The organism is Acidisoma sp. S159, assembly GCF_009766125.1.
Lineage (GTDB): Bacteria > Pseudomonadota > Alphaproteobacteria > Acetobacterales > Acetobacteraceae > Acidisoma.
Map to the genome: position 1 here is coordinate 75,419 of NZ_LMUG01000002.1, position 13,470 is coordinate 88,888.

At 66.3% G+C, this 13,470-nt stretch carries 14 protein-coding genes; 8 read left to right on the top strand and 6 right to left on the bottom strand.

The annotated features are described in order from the left end of the window. Nucleotides 1-33: 33 nt before the first annotated feature. The 7 genes from GSQ92_RS00570 to GSQ92_RS00600 all read left to right on the top strand — a co-directional run bounded on the left by GSQ92_RS00570 (nt 34) and on the right by GSQ92_RS00600 (nt 6,576). Nucleotides 34-1,065: a dipeptidase gene (locus GSQ92_RS00570; protein WP_158800953.1), complete on the top strand. Its 1,032-nt coding sequence runs from the start codon at nt 34-36 to the stop codon at nt 1,063-1,065. After that, nucleotides 1,062-1,901, top strand: a complete 840-nt coding sequence (locus GSQ92_RS00575; protein ID WP_158800954.1) for an aldo/keto reductase — start codon at nt 1,062-1,064, stop codon at nt 1,899-1,901. The genes GSQ92_RS00570 and GSQ92_RS00575 overlap by 4 nt, the downstream gene beginning before the upstream one ends. A gap of 57 nt (nt 1,902-1,958) precedes the next feature. Continuing rightward, nucleotides 1,959-2,948 (top strand): aldo/keto reductase, encoded by a 990-nt coding sequence (locus GSQ92_RS00580; protein ID WP_158800955.1) that lies wholly within the window; start codon nt 1,959-1,961, stop codon nt 2,946-2,948. Between the two features lie 17 nt (nt 2,949-2,965). Next, nucleotides 2,966-3,826: an oxidoreductase gene (locus tag GSQ92_RS00585; RefSeq protein ID WP_158800956.1), complete on the top strand. Its 861-nt coding sequence runs from the start codon at nt 2,966-2,968 to the stop codon at nt 3,824-3,826. Nucleotides 3,827-3,868: 42 nt separating this feature from the next. After that, on the top strand, nt 3,869-4,855 hold the full coding sequence (locus tag GSQ92_RS00590) for an aldo/keto reductase (RefSeq protein ID WP_158800957.1): 987 nt from the start codon (nt 3,869-3,871) through the stop codon (nt 4,853-4,855). Nucleotides 4,856-4,921: 66 nt separating this feature from the next. Further along, complete coding sequence (locus tag GSQ92_RS00595; protein WP_158800958.1) at nt 4,922-5,326, top strand: GFA family protein; 405 nt, start codon at nt 4,922-4,924, stop codon at nt 5,324-5,326. Then, nucleotides 5,323-6,576, top strand: a complete 1,254-nt coding sequence (locus GSQ92_RS00600; protein ID WP_158800959.1) for a sodium:proton antiporter — start codon at nt 5,323-5,325, stop codon at nt 6,574-6,576. The genes GSQ92_RS00595 and GSQ92_RS00600 overlap by 4 nt, the downstream gene beginning before the upstream one ends. A gap of 56 nt (nt 6,577-6,632) precedes the next feature. On the opposite strand, the gene GSQ92_RS00605 is transcribed toward GSQ92_RS00600, so the two are convergent. Together GSQ92_RS00605 and GSQ92_RS00610 are read right to left on the bottom strand one after the other, a co-directional pair. Further along, the gene (locus tag GSQ92_RS00605) at nt 6,633-7,157 is read right to left on the bottom strand and encodes a DedA family protein (RefSeq protein WP_216849869.1); all 525 of its coding nucleotides are present in this window, start codon (nt 7,155-7,157) and stop codon (nt 6,633-6,635) included. Nucleotides 7,158-7,242: 85 nt separating this feature from the next. Then, nucleotides 7,243-8,172 carry a ferritin-like domain-containing protein gene (locus tag GSQ92_RS00610; RefSeq protein ID WP_158800960.1) on the bottom strand — a complete coding sequence of 310 codons (930 nt, stop codon included), beginning with the start codon at nt 8,170-8,172 and terminating at the stop codon, nt 7,243-7,245. A 107-nt stretch (nt 8,173-8,279) separates the two neighbouring features. Between GSQ92_RS00610 and tam the strand changes: the two genes are divergently transcribed. Then, nucleotides 8,280-9,053: a trans-aconitate 2-methyltransferase gene (tam, locus tag GSQ92_RS00615; protein WP_158800961.1), complete on the top strand. Its 774-nt coding sequence runs from the start codon at nt 8,280-8,282 to the stop codon at nt 9,051-9,053. Nucleotides 9,054-9,090: 37 nt separating this feature from the next. Here tam and GSQ92_RS00620 read toward each other — a convergent pair whose 3' ends face one another. From GSQ92_RS00620 to hemC, 4 genes are all read right to left on the bottom strand, one after another. Further along, nucleotides 9,091-10,437: a heme biosynthesis HemY N-terminal domain-containing protein gene (locus tag GSQ92_RS00620; RefSeq protein ID WP_158800962.1), complete on the bottom strand. Its 1,347-nt coding sequence runs from the start codon at nt 10,435-10,437 to the stop codon at nt 9,091-9,093. After that, nucleotides 10,437-11,525 carry a COG4223 family protein gene (locus GSQ92_RS00625; RefSeq protein ID WP_158800963.1) on the bottom strand — a complete coding sequence of 363 codons (1,089 nt, stop codon included), beginning with the start codon at nt 11,523-11,525 and terminating at the stop codon, nt 10,437-10,439. The genes GSQ92_RS00620 and GSQ92_RS00625 overlap by 1 nt, the downstream gene beginning before the upstream one ends. Nucleotides 11,526-11,718: 193 nt before the next feature. Continuing rightward, nucleotides 11,719-12,417: a uroporphyrinogen-III synthase gene (locus tag GSQ92_RS00630; RefSeq protein ID WP_158800964.1), complete on the bottom strand. Its 699-nt coding sequence runs from the start codon at nt 12,415-12,417 to the stop codon at nt 11,719-11,721. A gap of 31 nt (nt 12,418-12,448) precedes the next feature. Beyond that, nucleotides 12,449-13,450 (bottom strand): hydroxymethylbilane synthase, encoded by a 1,002-nt coding sequence (gene hemC, locus GSQ92_RS00635; RefSeq protein ID WP_254065444.1) that lies wholly within the window; start codon nt 13,448-13,450, stop codon nt 12,449-12,451. Nucleotides 13,451-13,470: the final 20 nt, after the last annotated feature.

Sequence of the window (13,470 nt, forward strand, 5' to 3'; positions counted from 1 at the left end):
GACGGCGGGGCCGCGCGGGCGAAGCCTGGGGGGATGAGCGACACCCTAGACGCGGAGGCGCGTGCCCTGCACGCCGCCACGCTGACGATCGACAGCCATATCGACATCCCCTGGCCCAATGGCCCTAGCCCGTTCGAGGACGGGCCGCGCCGTGTCGACCTGCCAAAGATGCGGCGGGGCGGCATCGCGGCGGGCTGCTTCGCGGCCTATCTGCCGCAGGGGCCGCGAACGCCTGAGGGACATGAGAAGGCATTCCTAAGAGCGACCGCGATGCTGCAGTCGATCCGCGCCATGGGTGAGCCCTCCGAGGCCGGGCTATGCGGCCGGCTCGCCACCACGGTCGAGGAAATCGCGGCGGCACGGCTCGAGGGCGCGCCTGCTGTCATTCCAGTCGTTGAGAACGGCTACGCGATCGGCGAAGACCTGGAACGGCTGGTGCCGCTCCGGGCGCTCGGCGCGCGCTACATGACCCTGACCCACAATGGCCACAACGCACTGGCGGATTCCGCGGTGCCGCGGCGCGACCTTGGCGACGAGGCGGCGCTGCATGGCGGCCTCTCCGATCTGGGCCGCGCCGCGATCGGCCGCATGAACGAACTCGGCATGATGATCGATGTCTCCCATGTCTCGAAGCCCGGCATGCTCGAGGCGGCCCACCTCTCCCGCACTCCGGTCATCGCGACACATTCCTCGATCCGTGCGCTCTGCGATCATCCGCGTAACCTCGACGACGAACAGCTTGAGGCGCTCGCGGAGACGGATGGGGTGGTTCAGATCACGCTCGTTTCCTTTTTCCTCAAGGCGGGACGGAAGGAGAGCGAGGTTACGGTCGCCGATTTCGTCGATCACATCGATTATGCGACTGGCCGGATCGGCATCCGGCATGTCGGGATCGGCACGGATTTCGATGGCGGCGGTGGCGTGTCCGGATGGCGGAATGCCGGGGAGAGCCACGCCGTGACGGTGGAGCTTTTGCGGCGGGGCTATGACCGTCCCGCCATCGCGGCATTGTGGGGCGGAAACTTCCTGCGCCTGATGCGTCTCGCGGAGGAGGCAGCGGCATGAGCACTTCGATCCGAACGGTGGCATTGCGCGATAATCGCGAAGTTCCTGCCCTCGGCTTGGGCACCTGGCGGATGGGAGACGACGCCCGGCGTCGCGCCGAGGAGCTGCGGGTGATCCAGCGCTCCATCGACCTCGGCATGACTTTAATCGACACCGCCGAGATCTATGGCGACGGCAAGTCGGAACGGTTGGTCGGTGAGGCCATCGCCGGGCGCCGCGACGAGGTTTTCCTCGTGACCAAGGTCGCGCCGAGCCATGCCACGCGCGACGGAACCATCCGCGCCTGTGAGGCCAGCTTGAAACGCCTCGGCACCGAGGCCGTCGATCTCTATCTGCTGCATTGGATCGGCGGCACGCCTGTTGAGGAGACTATCGCGGGCTTCGAGAAGCTGCGCGCGGATGGCAAGATCCGGGGCTGGGGCGTGTCCAATTTCGACACCAGCGACATTATCGATCTACCGAAGAACGCGGCCTGCCTCGCGGATCAGGTGCTCTACAATCCGCAGTCCCGTGGTGTGGAGTTCAGCCTGCTGCCCGAATGCACCAAGCGGGGCATCGCGATCATGGCCTACACGCCGCTCGGCCAGAACGGACGCGTGCTGCGGTCGCCCGTTCTGGCCGCCGTGGCTGAGCGGCATGAGGCGACGGTGGCGCAGGTCGCCCTTGCCTGGGTGCTGCGGCATCCCGATGTAATCGTAATTCCGAAAACCTCGACGCTCGCCCGGTTGGAGGAAAATCGCGGCGCGGCGGATTTGACGTTGAGCGACGCCGATCTTGCGGAGATCGATCGCGGCTTTTCTCCCCCGCGTTCCAAGCGCGCGCTGGAGATGCTCTGACGGCAGGAGCGCGGCGTCCGGTTCCGAATACGGGCGCCAACTTTGAAGGACAAGACGATGCAACAACGGAAATTGGGCAGTCAGGGCCTGACGGTTTCGGCCGTCGGGCTTGGCTGCATGGGAATGAGCCAAAGTTACGGGCCAGCGGATGAGGCAGAGTCGATCGCCACGCTGCATCGCTCGATCGACCTGGGCTGCACCTTCCTCGATACCGCGGAAGTCTACGGACCTTTCGCCAACGAGGATTTGCTCGGCCGGGCGCTGGCGGGCAAGCGTGACAAGGTGGTCATCGCGACGAAATTCGGCTTCCGCATCGAGGGTGGCAAGAACACCGGTACTGACAGCCGGCCGTCAACGATCCGCGCTGCGGTGGAAGCTTCGCTTAAGCGCCTGAAGACCGACCACATCGATCTGCTCTACCAGCACCGGGTCGATCGCACCGTGCCGATCGAGGATGTTGCTGGCACGGTCAGCGACTTCGTGAAACAGGGAAAGGTGCGCTTCTTCGGCCTCTCGGAAGCCGGCGTCGCCAATATTCGCAAGGCCCATGCCGTGCATCCCGTCTCGGCGCTGCAAAGCGAGTATTCGCTGTGGGAGCGCAATCTTGAAGCCGAGATCGTGCCGCTGCTGCGCGAATTGGGCATCGGGCTCGTTCCCTTCTCGCCTCTCGGCCGCGGCTTTCTGGCAGGCAATGCACAGCGTGCGGAGGATTATCCGGCCGATGATTTCCGCCGCCACGATCCGCGCTACCAAGGCCAGAACTACGACGCCAATATGAAGGCGGCCAAGGTCGTGCATGACATTGCCGCCGCCAGAGGGTTCAAGGCCGGGCAAATCGCCGTCGCCTGGTTGCTGCACAAGGGCGATGATGTCGTGCCGATCCCGGGCACCAAGCGTCGCAGCTATCTGGAAGAAAATATCGCCGCCGCCGATATCCGCCTGGACGCCAAGGAAATCGTCTCGCTGGACGCAGCGCTCGCACCCGACATCGTTTCCGGGCCGCGCTATGGCGAGAAGATGATGGCGTTGGTGGACCGGCACGCTTGATCGAATAGGAAAAACATATGTCACAGACAGAAACTCCCGTCTGGTTCATTACCGGCTGCTCCACCGGCTTCGGCCGCGAACTCGCCAAACTGCTGTTGCAACAAGGCTATCGCGTCGTGGCGACCGCGCGCGACGAGACCAAGCTTGAAGATATCGTCGAGGGTTTTGACACGCAGGCTCTCGCGCTGCCGCTCGACGTGACGGATGCGACAAATATCGCCGAGGTGGTGCGCGCGGCGGAGACGCGGTTCGGCCGTATCGACGTTCTGGTTAACAATGCCGGGTACGGCTATCTCGCGGCGATTGAGGAAGGCGAGGACGATGCCGTGCGGGCGATGTTCGACACCAATGTCTTCGGGCTGGTCGACGTGACCAAGGCGGTGCTGCCGGGAATGCGCAAGCGGCGCAGCGGCTTCATCGTCAATCTGTCGTCGATCGGCGGCCTGATGTCCTTCCCGGCGAGCGGCTACTACACCGCGACGAAACATGCGGTGGAGGCGATTTCCAAGGCGCTGTCGCTGGAAGTCGCGTCGCTCGGGATCAAGGTGCTCATCGTCGAGCCGGGTCCGTTCCGCACCGATTTCGCGGGCCGTTCTATCGGGCAGTCGCGGGAGCAGATCGCCGACTACGCCGAGACCTCCGGCAAGCGCCGGAGCGAGACTGCGGCGCGCCACGGCAATCAGCAAGGCGATCCGGTGCGTGCGGGCCAGGCGATCATCGACGTGGTCAATGCCGAGAACCCCCCGCTGCACCTGCTGCTCGGCGCGCCCGCTCTGCAACTCGCGCGCAAGCAGTTGGAATCGATGACGAAGGATTTCGACACTTGGGAAAAGACCACGCTCGGCGCGGATTTTCCGGACGCTAAGGGCAGTTTCTGACCAAAACCGACCACCAAACGACCTGGATCCAGGAGCTGACCGATGAAAACACGCAAGCTAGGACGCGGTGGCCCCGAGGTGACGGAGCTCGGGCTCGGCTGCATGGGAATGTCAGCCTATTACAGTGGACGAGATGACAAGGAATCCGTCCGGACCTTGGAGCGCGCTTTGGCCCTCGGCATCACCTTCTTCGATACCGCCGATACCTACGGGCTCGGCGAGAATGAGCGACTGGTAGGCCCGGTTCTGAAGCCGCATCTCGGCCGGATCGTCCTCGCGACGAAGTTCGGCAATACCTGGGATGAACAAGGCCGTCGCGGTCCGATCCGCGGTGACGCCGCCTACGTCCGGCAGGCTTGCGAGGCGAGTCTATCGCGGCTCGGCGTGGAAACGATCGACCTCTACTACCAGCACCGCGTGGATCCGAACGTGCCGATCGAGGAGACGGTGGGCGCAATGGCCGACCTCGTTCATGAAGGCAAGGTCAAGCATCTTGGCTTGTCCGAAGCCGGCGTCGCGACCATCCGCCGCGCCCATGCCGTGCATCCGATCGCTGCACTCCAGACGGAATACTCGCTATGGAGCCGCGAGCCTGAGGAGGAGATTCTGGCGGTAACGCGGGAGCTTGGCATTGCCTTCGTGCCCTACAGCCCGCTCGGCCGCGGCTTCCTGACTGGCGAAATCAAAGCGCCAAGCGACCTCGCCGCCGATGACTGGCGCCACACCTCGCCGCGCTTCCAGGGTGAGAACTTCCAGCGCAACCTGGACGCGGTTGCCGAGGTGCAGGAACTCGCCAAACGCAAAGGCTGCACGCCGGGTCAGCTCGCGTTGGCCTGGGTGCTGGCTCAGGGGAACGACATTATTCCCATCCCGGGAACGAAACGGGTGAAGTATCTGGAGGAAAATGTCGGAGCGGCCGACGTCACCCTGACCGCAGCGGACCGCGAGGAAATCGACCGCATCCTGCCGGCGGCCGCCTTCGTGGGCGCCCGCTACGCCGAGGAGGGCCTGCGCGCGACGGGCCTCTGACATCCAGGCGGGTTCCGCGCGACCGAGCGCTTCTAAAACCCGCCCATCCCGTCTAACCTTCCGCCCATGACACTCCTCACAGGCGGTTGCCTCTGCGGCGCGATCCGCTACGAGGCGGAAGGCGATCCGTTCCACGAGACCCTGTGCCATTGCGAGACCTGCCGCCGTGCGACGGGCGCTCCAGCGGTCGCCTGGCTGACGATGCCGCGCGCCAGTTTTCGTTTCACCAGCGGCACGCCCACGACGTTCGCATCATCTGATGAGGGGCGCCGCAGGTTTTGTCCCGCCTGCGGCACCGCGCTGACCTTCGAGAGCAGCGATTATCCGGACGAGACCGACCTCACCGCCGCAAGCCTCGACCACCCTGCCCTCGCCCCGCCGCGAGATCACACCTGGTCGAACAGCGCCCTGGAATGGTTCTGGACGCTGCATCGCCTGCCGCAACGAGAGAAAGCGCCACCTGATCTATGAGCGGCTTCTCCTTCGTCGCGGTCCTCCTGTCCCTCGCGGCGATCTTCGGCTTCATCAACAACCGCTTCCTGCGTCTTCCCGCCTCAACCGGCGTCCTGGTCATCGCGCTGATCGTCTCCATCCTGTTGCTCGCGGTCGATCCGCTGGTGACCGGCCACCCGCTCGGCGAGACCGCGCGGCAGGTGCTCGGAACCATGGACTTGCCGGGCGCGCTGATGAACGGTGCCCTCGCCTTCCTGCTTTTCGCGGGCGCGCTTCATGTCGATATCCAGGAGCTGTGGAGCCGGAAATGGACGGTCGGCCTGCTCGCGACGACCGGCGTTGTTCTGGCCGTGTCGATCCTGGGCGGCACGATGTGGCTCGTCTTCCGTCTCGTGGGTCATCCGATCCCGTTCATCTGGTGCCTAGTGTTGGGATCAATCCTGGCGCCAACCGATCCGGTTTCAGTCGTGGGCTTGCTCAAGCGCCTCGGCCTGCCGACGGGGCTGCGAACGATCTTTGCCGGCGAATCACTCTTCAACGATGGCGTCGGCGTCGTCGTCTTCGGCGCGCTTTTGGGTATCGCGACCGGCGGGACCGGGATGTTCTCGGGCGCCAGCATCGCGACGACCTTCCTGACCGAGGCGATCGGCGGCTCCCTTTTGGGCTTCGTCACCGGCTGGGTTGCGCTCTGGATGATGCGGCGACTGGATGATGTGGATCTCGAACTCCTGATCTCGCTGGCGCTGGCGACCGGCACCTATAGCCTCGCCCATGCGCTTCATCTGTCGGGACCGATCGCCGTCGTCGTAGCCGGGCTCGCGATGGGCAGCGACCATGGCCGTAACGCGATGAGCGAGGCGACACATCGCCACGTCATGAAGTTTTGGGGGCTTATCGATGAGTTGCTCAACACGCTGCTGTTCCTGCTGATCGGCGTGGAGATCGTCGCGGTGCCTTTGGGCTGGTCCGCGCTCGGAGCCGCCGCACTCGCGATACCCCTCGCCCTTGCCGCGCGCGCCATCAGCATCTTCGTGCCGAGCCAGGTGTTTCGGCTGAAGGAAACCGCGTCTTTCGGGCCGATGGCCTTGCTGACCTGGGGCGGATTGCGCGGCGGTATATCGGTGGCGCTTGCCCTCAACCTGCCGGAGGGCGAAGTGAAGTCGGTGCTGTTGCCGGTTTGCTATGCGGTCGTGATCTTCAGTGTCGTGGTGCAGGGCCTGACAATGCCGGCCGTGGTTCGCCGCGTGCTTCCCGATCTACCGCGCTGACGCTAGCGACGGGGCGACGGGGCGACGGGGCGACGGGGCGACGGGGCGACGGCAAGCTACGGCAGCACCTGCTCGATCCACTTCACGCCCCAGCTGCCAGGCGCCAGAAGCGCTGCCGACCACAGGACGCCCGACAGGATATTAGCGGCCTGGAAAGGCCAGAACCTCATATGCGCGATCCCCGCCGCAAGCGGCACCGTGGCGCGTAGCGGCCCGAGGAACCTGCCGACAAACACACCGCCGGTTCCCCAGCGTGCGAAGAAATCCTCAGCCCGGGGCAACAGTCGCGGGTACCGATTGAGCGGCCATAGGCGCAAAACGCCCTCGCCCCACCGCCCGCCAATCCAGAAGGAGAACCAGTCGCCGAGCACAGCGCCCGCTGCGGCACCAGCCCAAACCGGCATGAAGTCGAGCGCCCCGGCGCCAATGAGCGCGCCGGCCCCGAACAGGATGGCGGAGGACGGCAAGACCAGAGAGATAACCGCCAGTGATTCCCCGAAGGCCAGCAGGAACGCGAGAGGCATCGCCCAGGATTCATGCTCCCGGATGAAGTTCAGCGCCTCGTGGATCACGCCTGTCACGGCGTAGTCCTGACCAACGGTCCGATGAAGCGGAGAAGTTGTGCCTTCACTATTGCGGCTGACCTGGACCTGGGGCGCCGAGAACTCAGGCCGCGACGGCTGTCGCCGCCGGGCGCGGACGACGCATAAAGAGGCGAGCGAACCGAACCATATTTGGCATTGTCGTGGGGCGAAGCAGGCGGCGATCGTAGCCCGCGAAGCGCCGGTCGTTTTCGGCGAGGCAGATATCCATGAGTTCGGCGATGCTGACATCCGCGTTGCTGACGGCCGCGCTGCCGGTCACGGTGAAATTGTTGTCCTGCGCCTTCTTGCCGTCATCCAGGCCGCGCGCCAGCCCGATGCGCTCGTAGCCAAGGAAGATCCACACGGCGGCAACCCGAAGCTCGAACCACGGGCGGCGCCAGAAGGGCATGTTGCGGCGATGCCAGGCCGCCCAGTTCTGGAATAGGAGGATATGCCTCGCCTCCTCCTGGATCACCGGCTCGAAGGTGTCGACCAATTCGGGCGGGAAGTAGCCGGAGCGCTTGGCGAGCTCGAACAGGCCGAAGGCGAAGAAGCTATCGATGCACTCGCTGTAGCCGGTGACCATATAGGCCCATTCCGGGTCCTTCGGCTCAATATACTCGGGCTCGGGCTCAAGCTTGATGCCGTAGGCCTCGACGAGGTTGGAGAGCACCTCCTTGTGGCGCCCCTCCTCCCAGCCGTTCAGCGCGACGGTTTTGTTCATATCCGGATCGAGACAGGACCGCGCATAGGAAAGCATTCTCAGGCGCGCCTTGCCCTCAGTCTGTACCGCGATGTCCCAGATCGGCAGATTGATGATACGGTTGCGTGTTTCATCATCGAGCTTGGGCCAATCGATGACCGAGGGCTTGTACGGGTTGAAGGTCTCGTGGAACATGCGGCAGACGGCGGCCTTATGCGCCTCGCTCCCGAGCGGCAAGCTGGCATCCTCGGCGATCCAGTGCCGAGCGGCGCGGTCGGCGGCCTCTACGGTTGCGGCATCGGGCGGCATGGAGGAACTTTCGCATCTGTCAGGTCAAGGCTTGCTGATCTGTGGAGCGACAGGCTTGGCCGGTCAAGATACAGCGACGTGACCGAGCGATGCGAAGGACGAACCAGATGGCTGATTGGGATGCCGCGCTTTACCGGCAATTCGAGGACGAACGGACGCGCCCCGCGGCGGATCTGCTGCGGCGCGTGCCGCTCGACGCGCCAAACTCGGTCGTGGACCTCGGTTGCGGCCCCGGCAATTCCACGGAATTGCTGCGGGCACGATTCCCTCGTGCGGATATGCTCGGCGTCGATACCAGCGAGGACATGCTGGCGAGTGCGCGGTCTCGCCTGCCCGGCGTGCGATTCGAGAAAGCCGATATCGCCGGCTGGCAGCCCGCGGCGCCACCTGATCTCTTGTACGCCAATGCCTCGCTGCAATGGGTGCCGGATCATGAGCGCCTGCTGCCCCGGCTCGTCGGAACGCTCGCGCCCGGCGGCGTTCTCGCGGTTCAGATGCCCGACAACCTCGGAGAGTCGACGCATAGGCTGATGCGGGAAATCGCGGCTGATGGTCCTTGGGTCGGCTTGCTTACAGAGGCGGCGGCGAGACGGCAGCCGCTGCCCGCGATCCCGGCGCTTTATGATCTGCTGGCGCCGCACGCGGTGAACATCGACATCTGGCGGACCGCCTATCAGCACCCTCTCGCCTCGCCGCGCGCCATCGTCGATTGGGTGCGCGGCACCGGCCTCAGGCCGTTCCTCGATCCATTGCCTGAACCGCTGCGAGCGGATTTCCTCGCGCAGTATGAGGTTCGCCTCGCCGAGGCCTATCCGACGCGTGCGGATGGCCGAGTGCTGCTGGCGTTCCCACGCCTTTTCCTGGTGGCGCAACGCGGCTGAGTCTGCGGCGTCGGCCGCGCGCCGCCCACGAGGAGGTTCAGCGTCGCGAGCCGGGCGCCGCCACGTCTCCGGAGACGGCCGTTCGGTCAATGAGGGCGACCTGCGACGCGTTTTCACCGCGCCTCGGTGCAACCCAGTCGACCCGGCCCAACACGCCGCAGGCCGGACAAGCCGGGTGCCAGACCGCATGATCGGTACCGCAAGCCGTGCAATGCCAGCGAGGATCGGGCTGTGCCGCCGGGATCCGCCGCAGCGCCGTGCGAAGCGCGGCACCCTCCGCCTCACCCGTGCCGGCGAGTGGACCCTCCGACGCAGCCTCCTCGATGTCCGCCTTGAGCAGCCAGACCCGCCGCTGATCGAGGCCGCCTGCAAGAGCAAGATCGGCTTGGCGCCGCGCCTCGCCCACGAGCTTCGCGGCCAGAGCCGCGCGGGCCAGCATCAGGTGAGTCTCCGGATGAGCCGGCTTCGCGCCAGCGAGCTGCTCGGCGCGCTTCATGCGTACGATCGGATCTGTCTCGGTATCGAGGTAGAACTCGGCAAGTTCGGGATGCGGCGCGGCGGTCCAGGCTGTCACCACCACCTTGTCCGAGCGCCGTTCCTCGCGCGCCAGGCGCAGCCGCCGGGCATAGGCGAGCGCCGCCGGGGTCAGGGACGAATCCGCGTTGAAGGCATCCTTGGCGAGGCGCAGCGCCTCGATGGGATCGGTCGCGGCCTCCGCTGCCGCAGTCGCCATGACGGCGCGGGGCGCTTCTGGCCCGGTCAGTGTCAGCGCCTCGGCCCAACTGCCGGTGCGCAAAGCGAGGCGAGCGCGTTCCGCGCGCAGCCAGGGGGCGCCGGGATGCGCCACCTCGGCCCGGCGTGCGAGGTCGGCGGCGAGCGGCCAGTCCTGCTGATCGATCGCCTGCCGGAGCAGCCCGCGATAGCCAAGGAAGGCCGAATCCTGCTGTTCGGTGAGGGTGCGAAACTCGGCCTCCGCCTCCTCCGGCCGTCCGGCGAGGCGATTGGCTTCGGCGGAAACCAGTCGCGCGAGCGGGGCCTGGGGCAATAGCCGGCGAGCCCGGTCCGATTCGCGCAAGGCGGTACGCGGGTCGGCGGCGGCAATTGCCACCATGGCGCGGGTGATGGCGCGATCGCCCTGGCGCTGCTGCCGCTCATGGCGGCCACGGCCGAAGCGGCTTGGGACGCTGAAGATCAGGCCGATCAGGCGCAGCACGAGATAGACGACGATGATCGTCACCAGCAGCGCCAGGATCGCAAGCGGCAGCGAGAGCGAGATGGTCAGCGTGCCAACCGTCGCGACCAAGGTTCCTGGGATGGCGCCGATCGCGAAGGCGATCGCCAGCAGGATCGCGGCGAGGATCAGGAAGCCGAGAACGCGGCGCATCAGCCGCCCGCCATCTGCGCCAGGGCCGCTTGTGCATCGATCAGCGACTGCGCCTGCGCGACCCAACCCGCCATGGCAGCGGCGGCCGGTGCCGGCAACTGCTTCAGGGTGGCGACCGCGCCCGAGATGTCTCCGGCATCGACAAGGCGACCTGCGTGGGCGAGCACGCCTGCGGCGGGATCACCGACCAACACCTGATCGCCGCGCCGCACGACGACGAGATCCGAAACGCGCAGCCAGACGCGGTCCCAGAAGCGGGCTTGCGCGGGGGCTGGGCTCGCCAGTTCACCGGCTTTGCGTGCTGCATCCGTATAGCTGAGCCGCAGCGATGCGGCGGTTGGCGACGCCGTGGTGGCGAAGCGCGCGAGGGCCGGAGGCGCGTTTTGCAGCGTCCCAAGAGGCTGCCCCAGGCGGAGCTTGTCCCCGACCGCCACGAGTTCCGCGAGGCGGTCGGTTTTCGCCGCGAGCTTCGGCAGGGCGTCTTTCGCTTGCGCGAGCACGTCGGTCTGGCTCGTCAGCGTGGCGAGTTGTTTCTGCACGGTCTCCGCTTGCGTGTTCATCGCTTGCGCTTGCTGGCGCGTCGTCTCGCTGTCCTGCGACTGACGCTGGGCGAGCGCGTCGAGACGGGCCGCGAGCGTCGCGACTTCTGTTGCAGACGGTGCAGCGTTCGACTGCTGCGCGGTCTGGCTGCTCAGGCGATCCAGACGCGCGGCCAGGGACGCAAGCTGTTTTTGCAGATCGGCAGTCGCAGCATCCGGAGCCGCGGAGGGAGCCAAGGGAGCCAAGGGAGCCGGCGGAGCTGAAGGAGCCGCAGCGGCCGAGCTGTTCGGCGTTACGGGCGTCGGCGCGGCGGAGAAGGCCGAAAGTTGATCGGCCGTGTGGTGAGCGAACGTCTCGACGCTCGCGATCTGCGTCTTCATGCCGGCGACCTCGCTTTGCAGTGCGGTGAGCGCGGGTTGAAGATCGGGCGCAGCCGGCGCCGGCGCTGCCGCGGCCGGCTGCGGTGGCGGCTGCAGATAAAGCTGGGCCACAGCCGCGCCCAGCACCACGACACCGAGCAGCGCAATGACCGCCAGAACAGTCGCCACGCGGGCGCCCCGCCTGCTCCGCCTGTCCTCGGCTGCGGCAGCAGCATAGGGCGGCGAAGATGCCGCCTCCGAGGAGGCCGTCGCAGCAGAAGCCGACGCGCCGTAGGGTGGGACGGACGAAGCCGGCGGGACAGTGTCCGCATGAGACGCGGGCGGTTCTGCCGCCGTGGGCGGGACGGCTGGAGGCTGGTCGTCACTCATGAAGCAGGGCCAATACCGCAGTTTCCGTCGGCTTCATTGCCACACGGATGTCACCCCAGGGCAAGTCCCCCACCGCGAGGGCAACCCCATTGCTTATCGCGGCAAGGTGGAGCCGGGAGAAACGCGTGGCCGAAGGGATTACCAGGCGCCGAAAGCAGTTGGCGGTCTCAGCCGAAAAAAACAGTACCCAGCCGTCGGATTCTTCGGCCAGGAAGGCGCTCGCGGCCTCCGGTAGACGGGCAACCGGCTCGGCCGCGTAGACGGAGCGAAGCAGAACGGTGAAGCCCTGGGCAGCAAGTGCCTCCGCCAGCCGCTGACCTTGACCTGTGCCGACAGCCAGCAGCAGCGGGGCACCCGCCGGATCGAGGTCACGGCGCGCGAGATCCGCGAGGTCGATCGCATTGCCGTCCGCGCTCCAAACCCGCGAAAAGCCTTGGCGTCTCGCGCGTTCGGCCGTTGCGTCGCCAACGGCGAGGAGCGGCAATGCGGTATGGCACGCGGCAAGTGGCGGCAGGGCGTGGCCGCTGGTAACGAGCACTGCCTGAACCTCCGTCGCGGGCGGCAGGTTCGGCGCGGCAACCGGCCGAATGTCGAGAAACGGGGCAACGACCGGCGCGAAACCCAGCGCGGACAGGCGTTCGGCGGTGATCGAGGCGCCCGGCTGCGTCCTCGTGACAAGAACGGGCGTCATCGCATTCTCGCGAAAGCGGCGGCCGCGAGGCTCAATCGAGAAAGATGTCGACGGGCGAATCCGCCCGCAGCTCATCGCCGAGCGTCCGGCCCAAGGCCTCCGCTTCCCGCGCCGAACCCTGAATCTCACGCTTGAGCAGGAAAGAACCGTCTTCCCGTGCCACAAGCCCGGTGAGAATAAGATGGCCATCCGGGAGCAGGCGCGCGTAACCGCCGATCGGGGTGCGGCAGGAACCGTCCAGCGCGGCGAGTAATCCGCGCTCGGCCGAGGACACCGCGCGCGCCTCCGGATCCTCGATCGCCGCCAATAACTCTCTGAGTTCCGTATCATCTTCCCGAACGGTGACGCCGACGATCCCCTGTCCGGCCGCAGGCACCATGATGGCGGGTGAGATCACCGCATCGGCCTCTCGCTCCAAACCCAGCCGGCGGAGGCCCGCGAGAGCAAGCAGGCTGCCGTCGAACTCGCCGGCCCGGACACGGCCAAGGCGCGTCTGCACATTGCCGCGAATGGTGCGGACGACGAGATCCGGCCGTTCGTGCAGAAGCTGCGCCTGGCGCCGCACCGAGGCCGAGCCAACCACGGCATGCGGCGGCAAGGACGAAAACGGCGCATCCGGGTCGGGCTTCTCGACGCCAGGCCTCAGGATCATGACGTCGCGGGCATCTTCCCGCTTCAGCGTGCAGGCGAGCACGATGCCGGGCGGCAGATCGGTTTCGAGATCCTTAAGGCTATGCACGGCGAAATCGACACGCCGATCCGCCAGGGCCTCGTGGATTTCTTTCGAGAACAGTCCTTTGCCGCCAATGTCTGTAAGGCGACGATCCTGAATGCGGTCGCCCGATGTGGTGATCACATGCTCGTCGAAGACACTCATGGAATCCAGCACCGGGCAGAAGCGGGAAAGCTGGGTCAGGAAGGCGCGGGTTTGCACCAAGGCCAGCGGCGACCCGCGTGTGCCGACGCGCAGCGGCAACGGCCGCGCATGGGGCTTCACCCGCGGTTCGTGCGACAAGATCTCCGAGGACTTCATCGACGGGTGATTATAGCTTG

What these genes read in the sequence shown, in the direction of transcription:
- GSQ92_RS00620 (WP_158800962.1), bottom strand. Translation starts at nt 10,437, where the DNA reads ATGCGCCGCGTTCTCGGCTTCCTGATCCTCGCCGCGATCCTGCTGGCG.
- GSQ92_RS00575 (WP_158800954.1), top strand. Translation starts at nt 1,062, where the DNA reads ATGAGCACTTCGATCCGAACGGTGGCATTGCGCGATAATCGCGAAGTT.
- GSQ92_RS00590 (WP_158800957.1), top strand. Translation starts at nt 3,869, where the DNA reads ATGAAAACACGCAAGCTAGGACGCGGTGGCCCCGAGGTGACGGAGCTC.
- GSQ92_RS00580 (WP_158800955.1), top strand. Translation starts at nt 1,959, where the DNA reads ATGCAACAACGGAAATTGGGCAGTCAGGGCCTGACGGTTTCGGCCGTC.
- GSQ92_RS00600 (WP_158800959.1), top strand. Translation starts at nt 5,323, where the DNA reads ATGAGCGGCTTCTCCTTCGTCGCGGTCCTCCTGTCCCTCGCGGCGATC.
- GSQ92_RS00630 (WP_158800964.1), bottom strand. Translation starts at nt 12,417, where the DNA reads ATGACGCCCGTTCTTGTCACGAGGACGCAGCCGGGCGCCTCGATCACC.
- GSQ92_RS00570 (WP_158800953.1), top strand. Translation starts at nt 34, where the DNA reads ATGAGCGACACCCTAGACGCGGAGGCGCGTGCCCTGCACGCCGCCACG.
- GSQ92_RS00585 (WP_158800956.1), top strand. Translation starts at nt 2,966, where the DNA reads ATGTCACAGACAGAAACTCCCGTCTGGTTCATTACCGGCTGCTCCACC.
- hemC (WP_254065444.1), bottom strand. Translation starts at nt 13,450, where the DNA reads ATGAAGTCCTCGGAGATCTTGTCGCACGAACCGCGGGTGAAGCCCCAT.
- GSQ92_RS00610 (WP_158800960.1), bottom strand. Translation starts at nt 8,172, where the DNA reads ATGCCGCCCGATGCCGCAACCGTAGAGGCCGCCGACCGCGCCGCTCGG.
- tam (WP_158800961.1), top strand. Translation starts at nt 8,280, where the DNA reads ATGGCTGATTGGGATGCCGCGCTTTACCGGCAATTCGAGGACGAACGG.
- GSQ92_RS00595 (WP_158800958.1), top strand. Translation starts at nt 4,922, where the DNA reads ATGACACTCCTCACAGGCGGTTGCCTCTGCGGCGCGATCCGCTACGAG.